Below are 15,502 nucleotides of genomic sequence, written 5' to 3' on the forward strand. Positions count from 1 at the left end.
GATAGCGCGCGTCGTACCCATACCGTTCTGGTTGCACGGAACTACTTGACATAACTCTAACTCTATGGTTGAGGTTGAGAGTTTGCCAGGAGAACCGCAAAGCCCGGAAAAACCGAATCCCCACCAGGGAGGAAGACGAGATGATGACCCCCCCGCATAACTACCTGGCCGTCATCAAGGTTGTGGGTATCGGTGGTGGCGGCGTCAACGCCGTCAACCGGATGATCGAGCAGGGCCTCAAGGGCGTGGAGTTCATCGCGATCAACACCGATGCCCAGGCATTGTTGATGAGCGATGCCGACGTCAAGCTCGACGTCGGCCGCGACTCCACCCGAGGATTGGGCGCCGGCGCCGACCCCGAGGTCGGACGCAAGGCCGCCGAGGACGCCAAGGACGAGATCGAAGAGCTGCTGCGCGGCGCGGACATGGTGTTCGTCACCGCCGGAGAAGGTGGCGGAACCGGCACCGGCGGAGCGCCCGTGGTGGCCAGCATCGCCCGCAAGCTGGGCGCGCTGACCGTCGGCGTGGTCACCCGGCCGTTCTCCTTCGAGGGCAAGCGCCGCAGCAACCAGGCCGAGAACGGCATCAACGCCCTGCGCGAGAGCTGCGACACGCTGATAGTGATCCCCAACGACCGGCTGCTGCAGATGGGTGACGCCGCGGTGTCGCTGATGGACGCGTTCCGCAGCGCCGACGAGGTGCTGCTCAACGGTGTCCAGGGCATCACCGACCTGATCACCACGCCGGGTCTGATCAACGTCGACTTCGCCGACGTCAAGGGCATCATGTCCGGCGCGGGCACCGCGCTGATGGGCATCGGCTCGGCGCGCGGCGAGGGCCGGTCGCTCAAGGCCGCCGAGATCGCGATCAACTCGCCGCTGCTGGAGGCGTCGATGGAGGGCGCCCAGGGCGTGCTGATGTCGATTGCCGGCGGCAGCGACCTGGGCCTGTTCGAGATCAACGAGGCGGCTTCGTTGGTGCAGGACGCCGCCCACCAGGACGCCAACATCATCTTCGGCACCGTGATCGACGACTCGCTGGGCGATGAGGTGCGGGTCACCGTCATCGCGGCGGGCTTCGACGCCGCCGGGCCCGGCCGCAAACCCGTCATCGGCGGTCCGGCCGAGAAGGCTGAGAAGACCGGGGGTGCGCACCGCATCGAATCGGCAAAGGCGGGCAAGCTCACTTCGACGCTGTTCGAGCCCGTCGACGCCGTCAGCGTCCCGGTGCACACCAACGGTGCGACGCTCAGTATCGGCGGCGACGACGACGACGTGGACGTGCCGCCGTTCATGCGTCGCTGAGAACGGACATGCCCGCGGCTGCCGTCCCCGCCCATTCGGCGGGGACGGTTGTTCGACAAAGGAATCCGGATACTGGTCCTGTGAGCGTTCGCATCCGGCGAGTCACGACCACCCGGGCGGGCGGCGTGTCCAAACCACCATTCGACACCTTCAACTTGGGTGACCATGTCGGCGACGACCCGGCGGCGGTGGCCGCCAACCGGACCCGGCTGGCCCGCGCCATCGGTTTGGGCGCCGACCGGGTGGTGTGGATGAACCAGGTGCACGGCGACCGGGTCGAGGTCGTCGAAGGGCCACGAAAGACCGCCTTCGACGACACCGACGCGTTGGTGAGCCGTACCCCGCGACTGGCGCTGGCCGTCGTGACGGCCGACTGTGTGCCGGTGCTGCTGGGCGACGCGCGCGCCGGGGTGGTGGCGGCGGTGCACGCCGGGCGGGTCGGCGCGCAGCGGGGCGTGGTGGTGCGCACGGTCGAGGCGATGCTGAAGCTGGGTGCGCAGCCCGCCGACATCTCGGCGCTGCTCGGCCCCGCGGTGAGCGGACGCAACTACGAGGTGCCCGCGGCGATGGCCGACGAGGTGGAGGCGGCGTTGCCGGGTAGTCGTACCAGCACCGGTCGCGGCACTGCCGGTCTCGACCTTCGGACCGGAATCGCTTGCCAACTAAGAAATTTGGGCGTCGAGTCGATCGACATCGACCCACGTTGCACGCTGGCCGACCCCGCGTTGTTCAGTCACCGTCGGGGCGCGCCGACCGGGCGGCTGGCGTCGTTGATCTGGATGGAGTGAATGCCATGGCTGTTGGCCCGGCGGACTCCAGGGCGGGCAACCGCGAAACTGAATTGACTCATGCGTTGGCGGCCGTGCGTTCCCGACTGGCGATGGCTGCGGAAGCCGCGGGACGCAATGTCGGTGAAATTGAACTTCTCCCTATTACCAAATTCTTTCCGGCTAGCGATGTCGCGATTTTGTCTCGATTGGGTTGTCGTTCGGTCGGTGAATCGCGCGAACAAGAAGCGTCGGCAAAGGTGGCCGAAGTCACGTGCTTGATGCAGTCTTCCGGTGCTTCGCGGGAGTTGCACTGGCACATGGTCGGCCGGATTCAGCGCAACAAGGCTCGGTCGTTGGCGCGCTGGGCGCACACCGCTCATTCGGTCGACAACGTGCCGTTGGCGAGCGCGCTGGACCGGGCGGTCGCCGCGGCGTTGGCCGAGGGCAGGCGGCAGCAGCCGCTGCGCGTCTACGTTCAGGTCAGCCTGGACGGGGACGCCTCGCGCGGCGGTGTGGATCCGGCCGCCCCGGGCGCCCTCGAAGAGGTGTGCGCCCAGGTCGAGGCGGCATCAAGCCTTCAGCTGGTGGGGCTGATGGGTATTCCGCCGCTGGACGCCGACCCCGAAGCGGCCTTCGAGCGGCTGCAAGCCGTGCACGGCCGGGTCCTGGAAGCGCACCCGAACGCCGTGGGGCTGTCTGCCGGAATGTCGAACGACTTCGAAATTGCGGTCAAACACGGTTCGACGTGTGTGCGTGTCGGTACCGCGCTTATGGGCCCGCGCCAGCTACCGTCACCGTGAGTAGTCACTGTAGTCACACCTTCATCACAGACAACAGAAATCCCAGGGGCTAGAAGGGGTCAACGCGATGAGCACACTGCATAAGGTCAAGGCCTATTTCGGGATGGCCCCGATGGACGACTACGAGGACGAGTACTACGACGACCGCGCGCCGTCGCGCGGATTTCCTCGGCCTCGCTTCGACGACGGATACGGACGCTATGACGGCCGCGACTACGACGACCCGCGCGCCGACACCGGCGAGTACCCACCGGCCGGCTACCGCGGCGGCTACCCGGAGGAACCGCGTTACGGCGCCGTGCACCCGCGCGAGTTCGACCGCGGCCCGGAGATGAGCCGGCCGCGACTGGGCTCGTGGCTGCGCGGGTCGACCCGCGGTGCGCTGGCCATGGACCCGCGCCGGATGGCGATGATGTTCGAAGAGGGCCACCCCCTGTCGAAGATCACCACGCTGCGGCCCAAGGACTACAGCGAGGCCCGCACCATCGGCGAGCGCTTCCGCGACGGCACCCCGGTGATCATGGACCTGGTGTCGATGGACAACGCTGATGCGAAACGGCTGGTCGACTTTGCGGCCGGGCTGGCCTTTGCCCTACGCGGCTCGTTCGACAAGGTAGCCACGAAGGTGTTCCTGCTGTCCCCGGCCGACGTCGACGTCACGCCCGAAGAGCGCCGGCGAATCGCCGAAACCGGCTTCTACGCTTACCAATAAGCGCGCCCGACCCCTCCCTGGTACGGCGGGGTCGGTCATTGGGGCGCTGGTCGGTGCCCAGCGCGCCGCGGCTGCGGTGCAGGTGAGATGTCCGCCCATCCCCGAGTCGGTACGCTTGCCAGTGCTGCGCTATCGCGCGGCGGTTGACATCTCATCGTTAAGGTCGGGCTCTCGTTGGTGCTGTTCTTTCAGATCCTTGGGTTTGCGCTGTTCATCTTTTGGCTGCTGCTCATCGCTCGGGTTGTCGTCGAGTTCATCCGCTCGTTCAGCCGGGACTGGCATCCCACCGGCGTCACCGTGGTGATCCTGGAGATCATCATGTCGATCACCGATCCGCCGGTGAAGTTGCTGCGCCGGCTCATCCCGCAACTCACCATCGGAGCGGTCCGCTTCGATCTGTCGATCATGGTGCTCTTGCTGGTGGCGTTCATCGGCATGCAGCTCGCCTTCGGTGCCGCGGCCGGAGCGTAGTAGGGCCCGCAGCGTCGGTTCGGCCACGATTAGGCCTCGGTTTGATGGGCGCGATTTGCAAATTCTAAGGATTGAGATTTTATGTCTCTTAGTGTTTGAAATTGGCTCTTAATTATTGGCCTAATCGGCGACCGCCGGGTCTGGTGTGACAGGATGGGCGGCAGTTGCACAACCGCTGCCACTCCGTTCTACACTTCCGGGAACGTTTGACAGGAACTTGAGGGGACGAACAAATGCCGCTTACACCAGCCGACGTCCACAATGTGGCGTTCAGTAAGCCGCCGATTGGCAAGCGCGGTTACAACGAGGACGAGGTCGACGCGTTCCTGGACCTGGTGGAGAACGAGCTGACGCGGCTGATCGAAGAGAACTCCGATCTGCGCCAGCGGGTGGAGGAACTGGACCGCGAACTGGCCGCCGGCGGCGCTCCCGCTGCCCACCCCGCTCCCGCAGCCCCTGTCTTCGAACCCGAGCCCGAGCCGGAACCTGTCAAGGCGGCACCCGCGGCGGCCGCCCCGAGTGGGACGAACGAGGAGCAGGCCCTCAAGGCGGCTCGTGTGTTGAGCCTGGCCCAGGACACCGCCGACCGGCTGACCAGCAGCGCCCAGGCCGAGTCCGAAAAACTGCTGGCAGACGCGCGGGCCAATGCCGACCAGATCCTCACCGAGGCCCGGCAGACGGCCGAGACCACCGTCACGGAGGCCCGCCAGCGCGCCGACGCCATGCTCGCCGACGCCCAGACCCGTTCCGAAACGCAGTTGCGCCAGGCCCAGGAGAAGGCCGACGCCCTGCAGGCCGACGCCGAGCGCAAGCACTCCGAGATCATGGGCACCATCAACCAGCAGCGCACGGTGCTGGAGGGACGTCTCGAACAGCTCCGGACGTTCGAACGCGAATACCGCACCCGTCTCAAGACCTACCTGGAATCCCAGCTCGAGGAGCTCGGCCAGCGCGGATCGGCGGCTCCCGTCGACTCCAGCGCGGATGCCGGTGGATTTGACCAATTCAATCGGGGTAATAACTAGCCGGGACCCGATGCCATTCGGCACGCCATGTGTACGGGACCTGGCGGTCCCGCCCTTCGGCTAGAGGATGACGAATGCTGATCATTGCGCTGGTGTTGGCCCTGATCGGGCTCGTCGCGCTGGTGTTTGCGGTGGTCACCAGCAACGAGCTGGTGGCTTGGGTGTGCATCGGCGCCAGCGTCCTGGGTGTGGTGCTACTCATCGTCGACGCGCTACGCGAACGGCAGCACCGCGACGCGAGCGATGCCGCCGAAACCGATGACGCCGATGACGCCGATGCCGCCGACGACGCCGCTGACGCCGATGCCGCGGCCGAGCAGCCGGACACCGGCGAGGAGCCGGTCGACTACCCGGAGGAAGACGCCCAGGCTGCCGACGAGGCGGACGGCGACCAGGCCGTCTCGGCCGAGACCACCCGCGGCGACGACGCGGCCAAGTAGGGTCAGCGGGTCGACGAGCTGAGCAGCTCGCGCACCTCGCGATCGCTGACCTGGTGGAAATCGTCGTAAACCTGCCCGACCGCCTCGAATGCCGACGGTGTGAGGGTGCACACGACGTCGTCGGCCGCCGAAGCGAGTTCCCGCCAGACCGATTGCGGCCCGACGGGCACGGCGACAACGATCGATTTCGGTTCGGCGGCGCGGACGGCCCGCACCGCGGCGAGCATGCTGGCGCCGGTGGCAATGCCGTCGTCGACCACGATCACGATCTTGCCCCGGGGGTCGGCGACGGGACGGCCGCCGCGGTAGGCGTGTTCGCGGCGGGCCAGCTCGGCAGTCTCGCTGTCGATAACGTCGCGCACCTGCTCGTCGCTGATGTGCAAGCTGGACACCACATGGTCGTTCATCACCACGCCGCCGCTGGCCAGCGCGCCCATCGCAAGCTCCGACCAGCGGGGCACCCCGAGCTTGCGGACTAAAAACACATCCAGCTCGGCATGCAGCGCCCGGGCGATCTCCCATGCCACCGGAACGCCACCGCGCGCCAATCCCAGCACCAACACATTGTCTTTGTCCCGGTAGGCGCCCAGTTGCTCCGCGAGCACGCGGCCGGCTTCATGACGGTCTACAAACCGTCGCGCGGTTTGCTGGGTGGTGCGGCGCAGAAATCCGTTCGGTGAGTTCATCGGTATGGTCGAGTTTACGCGTCCGTCGCTGACCGATCGAATCAGTTGCGTACCAACGCAATTGGCGACGAAAGTCGGCCAAGTGTCGGAAGGGGCCGACGAACCCCGCGATGGGGCTCGGCTACCGGTATGTCGTGTTTCGTGGGAAACACGGCGCAATTGCCATGGGTGAGCGGCCCCGACTGACCGCAGACTGTATACAGTTCCCTGGCGCGGGGAACACGGGTTCGGCGATCGGAGCACAGAAGGCGTGACCAAAGCATGAAGCTGCAGCACTATATCGGGGGTTTGGAGGGGCTGCCCGAGCCGTTGCATCTCGAGAAGCGAGTCTTCGTCGAGGACTGGGAGAAACGCATCTTCGGGATCCATGTCGCGCTGATGGCGCTTTCGAAGCATCTCGGCTCGGCGCTGCCACAGTATCCAATTGCCGAGGTGGCAACGGCATTCGACGACAAATGGACCTGGGCTGACCTGCGCACCAGCGCGGAGGCGATGAATCCGTTCGACTACTTCAAGTTCCGCTACTACGAGAAGTGGCTTGGCGGGATCACCCAGTTCCTGGTGGACAAGGGATACCTGACGGCCGACGAATTGGCGGCGCGCATCGACGCTTTGCCGTTGCGGCAAGAAGTCGCGAGCTCTTCGGACGCCGACGGCATCGACGCCCAGGTGTTGGCGTACCTGCGGATGGGGGATAGCCCGCGGCGCGACGTCGCCCACCCGAAATTCGCCGTCGGCGACACGGTGCGGATCGCCGACGTGCCGGCGGGGCCGCATACCCGATTGCCCGGATTCCTGCGGGGCCGCCTCGGCACGGTGACACGCATTTTCGAGGGCGACTACGCGTATTTCAATCACACCGCGGACGGGATCGGCGACCCGATGCCCAACTACCTCGTCGAGTTCACCGCCGCCGAGCTCTGGGGATCCGGCGCCGAGGATGATCGTCAGACCGTCTGCGCCGAGCTGTACGAGGCATACTTGAAAGGAGTGGAATGACAGCGCGATTCGCCTTTCCGGAGGACCGCGAGGAAAGCAGTGCCGCGAAAGTGCAGGCGCTGGAATCGCTGCTCATCGACAAGGGCGTGATCACCAGCCAAACCGTCGACAAGGTGCTGGCCTACTTCGAATCCGAGATGACCCCGCTCAACGGCAAGAAGATCGTCGTCAAGGCATGGACGGATCCCGAATTCGCCGCCCGCCTGGTGGCGGACACCCCGTCGGCGATTGCCGAGCTCGACCTGCCCGACGGTATGGCGGGCGCCGAGGGTGAGCATCTGCGGGCCGTGGCCAACGGCCCGGGGGTGCACCACCTAGTGATCTGCACGCTGTGCTCGTGTTTCCCGTGGCCGGTGCTGGGGTTGCCGCCGTACTGGTACAAGGATCCGGTTTTTCGCGCCCGGGCCGCGCGCGAGCCGCGAAAGGTGCTCGCCGAGATCGGCCTGGAACTCGCGGCGGACGTCGAGATCAGGGTGTTGGACAGCAGCGGCCATTCGAGATGGTTCGTCATACCCGAAAGGCCAGCGGGCACAGAGGATTTCACCGATGAGATGCTGATGGAACTGGTCACCACCGAATCGATGATGGGCGTCGCTCTGGCGGGTCGGTCGCATGAAGCTGCATGACAGCTGCACCACCGATCAGGCCGCCCCGCAGTTCGATCACCCTTGGCAGCGTCGGGCGTTCGGCCTGGCATTGGCATTGGCGGAATTCGGTCACTACCCGTGGAGTGAATTCCAGCAGAGCCTGATCGCCTCCATCGCCGCGTGGGAGAACGCCGGCGATGATCGGCGCGGCGACTGGGAGTACTACGACCACTGGGTCGCGGCACTGGAAAAGATCGTGGCCGAGCGCGAATTACTCACGGCGCCGCTGGTTTTGGACGACGGCGACCACGCGGCAGCCGCCGATCACCGAGATGGAGACGACCATGACGATGCAACCCGTTGAACGCGTTAGCCGTTCGATCCCCGTCGCCCTGACCGGTGCGGTATGGCTCAGCATGACAACGCTTCTGGCGTTGCTGGCGTTGTACCTCGTCGGCATCGAGCAAGGCGCGGTGTCGGTGTTCGGCTCGGACACTCATGTCCACGAATTCATGCACGATGCCCGCCATCTGCTGGGCTATCCGTGCCATTGATGCCGACGTGGATACCCCAAGCGTCAGTGTTTTGTGAAGGCGGCAACGATTTCGTCGGTGTTTTCAACGGCGTGGGCCAGGTAGGCGTAATTCACCAACGCGGCCTGATAGCCGTCACCGCGAACGGGATGCCGGGGGCCCGCTGTGGCATCACGGACCACGGCCACCTCGAATCCTTGCTCGAGTAGATCGCGCAGGTGCGACTCCACGCAGATGTTGGCGAGCATGCCGCACAGGACGACTTTGCTGATCCCTCGTTTGCGCAGCTGCAGCACCAGGTCGTTGGTCTGCGGACCCCATACTTTGTGCGGGCTGGCCACCACAGTCGCCGGGTCCTCGATGAAGGGCTTGAGCTCATCGAGCCAGTCAGCGCCGGAACCGGCGAAGCCATCCAGGGTTAGCGCGCCAGCACGAGCAAACGTGTTTGTACGGAGTTCGTCCGATTCCAGCGGACCGTTGAACAACCAACCGTGATCGGAGGGATAGAAATAGTGCGGGGAGATCATCACCACAAACCCGCCCGCCTTGGCGGCGCTGAAGATCTCGACGAGGTGGGCGACAGTTTTGTTTTCAGTCACGCTCGCTTCGAGGGCGTTCCAGTTTCGGCCCGTGGGGCTCAGCACATCGTTTTGGGGGTCGATCACGACGACCGCGGTATCGGCGGGGTCATACCTCACTGCTGGGCTCCTAGCTGGCCGGCCATTCGCTCAGCGAACTCGCGCGTAGCAGTCCGCTGGGCTGTTCATTGGGTGATGAAAGCCAACAAATCGGCATTGATCGTATCGGCGTGTGTCGTGGGCATGCCGTGTGGGAAGCCGGGGTAACTCTTGAGGACCGCGTGCTTGAGCAGTCGCGCCGACAACGGCGCGGAATCGGCGAAGGGGACGATCTGATCGTCTTCGCCGTGCATCACCAACACCGGCACGGTGATGCTTTTGAGGTCCTCGCTGAAGTCGGTCTGGGAGAACGCGACGATGCCGTCGTAGTGCGCCTTGGCGCCGCCCTGCATGCCTTGACGCCACCAATTGGCGATGATCGCCTCCGACGCCTGCGCCCCCGGCCGGTTAAAGCCGTAGAACGGTCCGGAAGCCAACTCGCGGTAGAACTTTGACCGGTTGGCCGCCAGCTGTGCCTGCAAATCGTCGAACACGTCTTTGGGCAGGCCGCCCGGATTTGCGTCAGTCCGCACCATGAGCGGCGGCACCGCGCTGATGAGCGCTGCTTTGGCAACCCGACTCTCGCCGTGGCGCGCGATGTAGCGCACCACTTCGCCGCCCCCGGTGGAATGGCCCACATGGACGGCGTCGTGCAAATCAAGGTGGGCGGTCAACGCCGCAAGGTCGTCGGCATAGTGGTCCATGTCGTGCCCCTCGCCGCCCTGGCTGGACCGCCCGTGGCCACGCCGATCGTGGGCGATGACCCGATAGCCGTGCCCGAGAAAGAACAGCATCTGGGTGTCCCAATCATCGGCGGACAGCGGCCAACCGTGGCTGAACACGATTGGCTGGCCGGCACCCCAATCCTTGTAGAAGATTTCGACGCCGTCGGGGGTGACGATGGTGCTCAATGTTTTCCTCACAACGCTGGACGCGAAATAGTACGTCAACAATGGGAACAATGGGAAGGCCCGGGCGGGCTGTGGTGCCGACAGGAATCTACGCGACGCGGATGACCCGCGTACAGGTTGCAGCACCGCGCGGAACGGAAAAAGGGTCAGCCCCGGATCGCTGCGATCGTCGGGGCCGATTAATCCGGCCGTCCACCAAGCGAATTCGTCTAGCATCGGCGGGTGGAGTTGCCCCCGCGGGAGGCCATTGTGACGGTGGCCACCCGGCGGTCGGCCGGTTTGTGCACGCGGCGCTGGTCTGCGAGTCCACGACATAGGTAGCAGATGAGTCGCATGGCGCTCAGGTGTGCCCGCGCTGCCACCCATCACAATTTGTGTCCGAGGGGGGACTTGAACCCCCACGCCCATTAGTAGGGCACTAGCACCTCAAGCTAGCGCGTCTGCCATTCCGCCACTCGGACTCGACCAACCAAAGTCGGCAGCTAAGGCTAGCGGATCGGCCGGAAGGACCCAACTTAGGCTACCGCCGGATTGGCTTGACGGCTCGCCCCCGTGCCGGCCGATGCGTGCAGTGGTAGGAAGGGTTCTTGTGACAGTTGAGAACGAAGTTCCCAACGCTTCGAGCGACGAAGTAATCGAAGTCGTCAGCAGGCTGATCCGGTTCGACACCACCAACACGGGTGACCCCGAAACCACACGGGGCGAGGCCGAGTGCGCGCAGTGGGTCGCCGCACAGCTCGCCGAGGTGGGCTACGAGCCGCAGTATCTGGAATCCGGGGCGCCGGGGCGGGCCAACGTGTTCGTCCGGCTGGAGGGTGCGGACAGGTCGCGCGGCGCCCTGCTGATCCATGGGCATCTCGACGTGGTTCCGGCCGAGCCGGCCGACTGGAGCGTGCACCCGTTTTCCGGGGCGGTCGAGGACGGCTACGTGTGGGGTCGCGGCGCGGTCGACATGAAGAACATGGTCGGCATGATGATCGTCGTGGCCCGTCAGCTGAAACGGGCGGGCATCGTGCCGCCGCGCGATCTGGTGTTCGCGTTCCTGGCCGACGAGGAACACGGCGGCCGCTACGGGGCGCACTGGCTGGTTGACAACCGTCCCGATCTATTCGAGGGCATCACCGAGGCGATCGGCGAGGTGGGTGGATTCTCGCTGACCGTGCCGCAACGCGACGGCGGTGAACGCCGGCTGTACCTCATCGAGACGGCCGAGAAGGGCATGCAGTGGATGCGCCTCACCGCCCGCGGACAGGCGGGGCACGGCTCGATGGCCAACGACCGCAACGCCGTCACCATCTTGTCCGAGGCGGTCGCGCGGATCGGCCGGCACGAGTTTCCGGTGGTGGTGACCGACACGGTGACGCAGTTCCTGGCCGTCATCAGCGAGGAGACCGGCCTGACCTTCGACACCAACTCCGCGGATCTGCACGGCATGATCGCAAAGCTCGGTCCGATGGCTCGCATGCTTACGGCGGTGCTGCGCGACACCGCAAACCCGACGATGCTCAAGGCCGGCTACAAGGCCAACGTCATTCCCGGCGCCGCCGAGGCGGTGATCGACTGCCGGGTGCTGCCGGGTCGGCTGGCCGCCTTCGAGGCCGAGATCGACCAGCTGATCGGCCCGGACGTGACTCGGGAGTGGATCAGGGACCTGCCGTCCTACGAGACCAGCTTTGACGGTGACCTGGTCGACGCGATGAATGCGGCGGTGCTCGCGGTCGACCCGGACGGACGGACCGTCCCGTACATGCTGTCCGGCGGCACCGACGCAAAAGCCTTCGCGCGGTTGGGGATTCGCTGCTTCGGCTTCTCCCCGCTGCGACTGCCGCCGGACTTGGATTTCTCCTCGCTGTTCCACGGCGTCGACGAGCGGGTACCCGTCGACTCGCTGCGCTTCGGCACCGAGGTGCTGACCCACTTTTTGACCCACTGCTAGTGCTACAAACGAACGGAAAACGAGAGGATCGCCCATGAGCTTGTCGTCCGACCCGTATGACGCGCTGCCCAAACTGCCGACGTTCACCCTGACCTCCGAGTCCGTCACCGACGGCCAGCCGCTGGCCAAAGCCCAAGTGAGCGGCATCATGGGCGCCGGGGGAGAAGACGTCAGTCCGCAACTGAGCTGGTCCGGCTTCCCGAAGGAGACCCGCAGCTTCGCGGTCACCGTGTATGACCCCGACGCCCCGACCCTGTCCGGTTTCTGGCACTGGGCCGTCGCCAACCTGCCGGCCGACGTCACCGAGCTGCCCGCCGACGCGGGCGACGGACGTGAGCTGCCCGGCGGTGCGCTCCAGCTGGTCAACGACGCCGGCATGCGTCGTTACCTGGGTGCGGCGCCGCCGCCCGGGCACGGTGTGCACCGCTACTACATCGCGGTGCACGCCGTCGACGTCGACAACCTGGACCTCAGCGAGGACGCCAGCCCCGCCTTCCTCGGTTTCAATCTGTTCCAGCACGCGATTGCGCGGGCCTATATCCACGGAACCTACGAACAGACCTAGGCGCCGGTGACCGCCCGCGCGTGCGTGCTGGTGCTGCCCGGCGGGCGGGTGCGCAGCGACGAAACCTCCCGATGGTGGCAGTCGGCCAACCTGCGGATGATGCTGGTCGCCCTGGTGTTGCGGTTGCGGCTGGGCCGCGCTGTCCCGGTGCGACGGGTGCAGTACCGGCTGCGCGGCTGGAACAGCCCGCGCTTGGACGCGGTGGCCGACGCGGCGGCCGCGCTAGATCAGATGCAACGCCGATACGAAGCGAAAACCATTGTTCTGGTTGCTCATTCGATGGGCGGACGGGTAGCGGCGCGGCTGGCCGCCGGCGGACAGATCGGCGCGCTGGTCGCGCTGGCGCCGTATTGGCCGCGCGACGACGCCGACCTGATCCCGCCGTCGACCCGGCTGTTGGTCATCCACGGCACCGCCGATACCCGCACCGACCCGGACAGCTCGCGCATCCAGACGTTACGAGCCCGCCAGCGTGGGCTGGACGCGCAGTGGGTGGGCATCGACGGTGTCGGCCACGCCATGTTGCGCCGCGTCGGCGAATGGCACCGCCGCACCGTGGATTTTGTCGCCGAATATCTGGCCGAGACGCAGGTTGACCGCTCGAGCTAACTTGTCAGTGGGTGGCGATAGTATTCGAACATGCGTTCGATCAGTCGGGAAGAGATTCAGCGGGACTTCGCCGCGCTGAAGGACGCGGTGTCGCGGGTAGTGGGCCATTCGTTCGACGCCCTGGCCACACCGGAGCGGCTGGCGCTGCTGGAGCAGCTCGAGCAGGCGACGTGGCGGTTGCAGGCGCCCGGGCACGAGCTGATCAATCAGATCGCCGAGGAGTCCGATGCCAGCGAGTTGGGTGGCACCCTGGCGCATGCATTGGCGGACCGGCTGCGCATCAGCCGCGCTGAGGCCGCCCGGCGCGTGTCCGAGGCCGCCGATCTGGGGCCACGGCGGGCGCTTACCGGTGAGCCGCTGCCGCCGATGTTGACCGCGACGGCGACGGCCCAGCGAGACGGTTTGGCCGGTCCCGCGCACGTCTCGGTGATCCGGCGGTTCTTCGATCGGTTGCCGGCCTCGGTGGACCTCGAGACTCGGGACTGTGCCGAACGGCATCTGGCCCGGCTCGCCACCCAATTCCGCCCCGATCAGGTGGCCAAACTCGCCGACCGGCTTGCCGATTGCCTCAACCCCGACGGCAATTATCGCGAAGAAGACCGGGCGCGGCGACGCGGGCTGACGCTGGGCCAGCAGGACGGCGACGGCATGTCGCGACTGACCGGCTGGTTGACGCCGGAGACTCGGGCCACGGTGGAGGCGGTGCTGGCTAAGCTGGCTGCGCCCGGCATGTGCAACCCCGAGGACGACACGCCGGTCCTCGACGATTGCGCCGGTGAGGCCCGGGCGCGCCGCGACGGCCGGACCGTGGCCCAGCGGAACCACGATGCACTCAATGCCGCGCTGCGCGCGGTGTTGGCGTCGGGAAAGTTAGGGCAGCACAACGGATTACCCGCCACCATCATCGTGACCACCACACTGCGGGACCTCGAAGCCGCCGCCGGCACCGCGTTCACCGCCGGCGGAACCCGGCTACCGTTGACCGACGTGATCCGCCTGGCCCGCCACGCGCATCACTATCTGGCGATCTTCGACGGCGAGCACGCCGTCGGCCTCTACCACGCCAAGCGATTGGCCACACCGGGTCAGCGAATTGTGTTGTACGCCAAGGATCGGGGCTGCACGGCGCCCGGCTGCGACGTGCCGGGTTATTGGTGTGAAGTGCACCATGTCGACGATTGGGCAGGCACGTATCGCACCGACATCGACCAGCTCACCTTCGCCTGCGGCGTACACCACAAACTCCTCGACGCCGGCTGGGTCACGCGAAAACGCAGGGACGGCGTCACCGAATGGATTCCGCCGCCGCACCTGGACCGCGGGCAGCCGCGGGTGAACACCTTCCATCATCCCGAGAAGCTGCTGGCCGGCGACCAAGACGAAGACGGCGCGGCGTGATCTAGTCCCGAGCTGCGGACCCGACGGCTTCGGACAGGGAGGCGAACCCGCCGTCGCGGAGCCGTTGGGCGATGCCGTCGTGAATGTGCTTGGGCCACAAGCCGCCCGCATAGACGAAGCCGGTGTAGCCCTGCAGCAGGGACGCGCCCGCGGTGATCCGTTCCCAGGCGTCGTCGGCGGTCTCGATGCCCCCGACGCTGATCAGCACCAGCCGGTCGCCGACCCGCCGGTAGAGCCGACGCAGCACCTCCGCGGCGCGGCGGGCGACCGGCGGCCCCGAGATGCCGCCCGGGCCGAGATCGTCGACGCCCGGCGTATGTAGGCCGTCGCGTGACACCGTGGTGTTGGTCGCGACGATGCCCGCCAGCCCCAGTTCGACGGCCAGATCCGCGATGGCGTCGACGTCGGCATCCGACACGTCCGGCGCGATCTTCACCAGCACCGGCACCGACGTTTCGGCCAGCACCCCGGACAGGATGGGGCGCAGCGCCTCGACCGCCTGCAGGTCGCGCAGCCCGGGGGTGTTCGGCGAGCTGACATTGACCACCAGGTACGACGCCAACCGACCCACTAGCCGGGCGCTGGCCCGATAGTCCTCGACCGCCTCGGCGGCGGGGGTCAGCTTGGTCTTGCCGATGTTCACCCCGATCGGCACGTCGGGGTGGTGTCGCGCCAACCGGCCGGCCAGCTCCCCGGCGCCGTGATTGTTGAAGCCCATCCGGTTGAGGAGCGCCCGATCCTCGGGCAGCCGGAACAACCGGGGCGCGGGGTTGCCGGGCTGCGGGCGTGCGGTGACGGTGCCCACCTCCGCGTATCCGAATCCCAGAGCGCCCCAGGTATGCAAGCCCCGACCGTCCTTGTCGAAGCCGGCGGCCAGCCCGAGCGGGGCGGGAAAGCGCACACCGTACACCGTGCTGGCCAGCACCGGGTCGTGCGCGCCCAGCAGCCGGTGCAGCAGCCGTCGGGTTACACCCAGTGCGGTCGCGGCGCGCAGGGCGGCGAACACCAACGTGTGGATGCGTTCGGGCGGGACCAGGAAGAACAGCCGGCGCAACAACCCGTACGGGCTAATCGCCCGG

The 15,502-nt window shown here is 66.5% G+C and carries 18 protein-coding genes, 1 tRNA gene and 1 pseudogene; 15 read left to right on the forward strand and 5 right to left on the reverse strand.

The features are described 5' to 3' along the window. The first annotated feature begins 143 nt into the window (after positions 1-143). The 7 genes from ftsZ to AWC25_RS09785 all read left to right on the forward strand — a co-directional run bounded on the left by ftsZ (position 144) and on the right by AWC25_RS09785 (position 5,522). The gene (gene ftsZ, locus AWC25_RS09755; protein WP_069400479.1) at positions 144-1,304 is read left to right on the forward strand and encodes a cell division protein FtsZ; all 1,161 of its coding nucleotides are present in this window, start codon (positions 144-146) and stop codon (positions 1,302-1,304) included. Between the two features lie 80 nt (positions 1,305-1,384). Beyond that, the gene (gene pgeF / locus AWC25_RS09760) at positions 1,385-2,092 is read left to right on the forward strand and encodes a peptidoglycan editing factor PgeF (protein WP_085166706.1); all 708 of its coding nucleotides are present in this window, start codon (positions 1,385-1,387) and stop codon (positions 2,090-2,092) included. 5 nt (positions 2,093-2,097) lie between these two features. Next, positions 2,098-2,874, forward strand: coding sequence for a YggS family pyridoxal phosphate-dependent enzyme (locus tag AWC25_RS09765; RefSeq protein WP_069400450.1), 777 nt, complete (start codon positions 2,098-2,100; stop codon positions 2,872-2,874). 67 nt (positions 2,875-2,941) lie between these two features. Beyond that, positions 2,942-3,586 (forward strand): cell division protein SepF, encoded by a 645-nt coding sequence (locus AWC25_RS09770; RefSeq protein ID WP_069400449.1) that lies wholly within the window; start codon positions 2,942-2,944, stop codon positions 3,584-3,586. 174 nt (positions 3,587-3,760) lie between these two features. Then, a complete protein-coding gene (locus AWC25_RS09775; protein ID WP_069400448.1) occupies positions 3,761-4,057 on the forward strand; it encodes a YggT family protein in 297 nt (98 codons plus the stop codon). A 233-nt stretch (positions 4,058-4,290) separates the two neighbouring features. Then, positions 4,291-5,082: a DivIVA-like cell division protein Wag31 gene (wag31, locus tag AWC25_RS09780; protein WP_069400447.1), complete on the forward strand. Its 792-nt coding sequence runs from the start codon at positions 4,291-4,293 to the stop codon at positions 5,080-5,082. Between the two features lie 74 nt (positions 5,083-5,156). Further along, on the forward strand, positions 5,157-5,522 hold the full coding sequence (locus tag AWC25_RS09785) for a hypothetical protein (protein WP_069400446.1): 366 nt from the start codon (positions 5,157-5,159) through the stop codon (positions 5,520-5,522). A 2-nt stretch (positions 5,523-5,524) separates the two neighbouring features. Here AWC25_RS09785 and AWC25_RS09790 read toward each other — a convergent pair. Further along, positions 5,525-6,211, reverse strand: a pseudogene (locus AWC25_RS09790) (phosphoribosyltransferase); the annotation flags it as partial. 258 nt (positions 6,212-6,469) lie between these two features. Between AWC25_RS09790 and nthB the strand changes: the two are divergent. From nthB to AWC25_RS09810, 4 genes are read left to right on the forward strand one after another with little or no spacing between them, the layout of a single operon-like run. After that, positions 6,470-7,207: a nitrile hydratase subunit beta gene (gene nthB / locus AWC25_RS09795; protein WP_085166707.1), complete on the forward strand. Its 738-nt coding sequence runs from the start codon at positions 6,470-6,472 to the stop codon at positions 7,205-7,207. Beyond that, positions 7,204-7,833, forward strand: coding sequence for a nitrile hydratase subunit alpha (gene nthA, locus AWC25_RS09800; protein WP_069400443.1), 630 nt, complete (start codon positions 7,204-7,206; stop codon positions 7,831-7,833). The genes nthB and nthA overlap by 4 nt, the downstream gene beginning before the upstream one ends. Further along, positions 7,820-8,158 (forward strand): nitrile hydratase accessory protein, encoded by a 339-nt coding sequence (locus AWC25_RS09805; RefSeq protein WP_069400442.1) that lies wholly within the window; start codon positions 7,820-7,822, stop codon positions 8,156-8,158. The genes nthA and AWC25_RS09805 overlap by 14 nt, the downstream gene beginning before the upstream one ends. Then, a complete protein-coding gene (locus tag AWC25_RS09810; protein WP_069400441.1) occupies positions 8,145-8,348 on the forward strand; it encodes a CbtB domain-containing protein in 204 nt (67 codons plus the stop codon). Before AWC25_RS09805 ends, AWC25_RS09810 begins: the two co-directional genes overlap by 14 nt. A 23-nt stretch (positions 8,349-8,371) precedes the next feature. On the opposite strand, the gene AWC25_RS09815 is transcribed toward AWC25_RS09810, so the two are convergent. From AWC25_RS09815 to AWC25_RS09825, 3 genes are all read right to left on the reverse strand, one after another. Further along, positions 8,372-8,992: an isochorismatase family protein gene (locus AWC25_RS09815; RefSeq protein ID WP_232327007.1), complete on the reverse strand. Its 621-nt coding sequence runs from the start codon at positions 8,990-8,992 to the stop codon at positions 8,372-8,374. 98 nt (positions 8,993-9,090) lie between these two features. After that, complete coding sequence (locus AWC25_RS09820) at positions 9,091-9,915, reverse strand: alpha/beta fold hydrolase (protein ID WP_085166708.1); 825 nt, start codon at positions 9,913-9,915, stop codon at positions 9,091-9,093. Between the two features lie 375 nt (positions 9,916-10,290). After that, positions 10,291-10,376, reverse strand: a tRNA-Leu gene (locus tag AWC25_RS09825). A gap of 101 nt (positions 10,377-10,477) precedes the next feature. Here AWC25_RS09825 and AWC25_RS09830 point away from each other — a divergent pair. The 4 genes from AWC25_RS09830 to AWC25_RS09845 are packed head-to-tail and all read left to right on the forward strand — an operon-like array spanning position 10,478 to position 14,423. Next, on the forward strand, positions 10,478-11,851 hold the full coding sequence (locus AWC25_RS09830; protein ID WP_084229330.1) for a M20/M25/M40 family metallo-hydrolase: 1,374 nt from the start codon (positions 10,478-10,480) through the stop codon (positions 11,849-11,851). 34 nt (positions 11,852-11,885) lie between these two features. Further along, positions 11,886-12,416: a YbhB/YbcL family Raf kinase inhibitor-like protein gene (locus AWC25_RS09835; RefSeq protein WP_085166709.1), complete on the forward strand. Its 531-nt coding sequence runs from the start codon at positions 11,886-11,888 to the stop codon at positions 12,414-12,416. Between the two features lie 6 nt (positions 12,417-12,422). Further along, positions 12,423-13,025 carry an alpha/beta fold hydrolase gene (locus tag AWC25_RS09840; RefSeq protein ID WP_069400423.1) on the forward strand — a complete coding sequence of 201 codons (603 nt, stop codon included), beginning with the start codon at positions 12,423-12,425 and terminating at the stop codon, positions 13,023-13,025. A 30-nt stretch (positions 13,026-13,055) separates the two neighbouring features. Further along, positions 13,056-14,423 carry an HNH endonuclease signature motif containing protein gene (locus AWC25_RS09845; RefSeq protein ID WP_085166710.1) on the forward strand — a complete coding sequence of 456 codons (1,368 nt, stop codon included), beginning with the start codon at positions 13,056-13,058 and terminating at the stop codon, positions 14,421-14,423. Between the two features lies 1 nt (position 14,424). On the opposite strand, the gene AWC25_RS09850 is transcribed toward AWC25_RS09845, so the two are convergent. Next, positions 14,425-15,495 (reverse strand): quinone-dependent dihydroorotate dehydrogenase, encoded by a 1,071-nt coding sequence (locus AWC25_RS09850; RefSeq protein ID WP_198166653.1) that lies wholly within the window; start codon positions 15,493-15,495, stop codon positions 14,425-14,427. Positions 15,496-15,502 lie beyond the last annotated feature (7 nt).

It is taken from the genome of Mycobacterium sherrisii, from assembly GCF_002102355.1.
GTDB lineage: Bacteria > Actinomycetota > Actinomycetes > Mycobacteriales > Mycobacteriaceae > Mycobacterium > Mycobacterium sherrisii.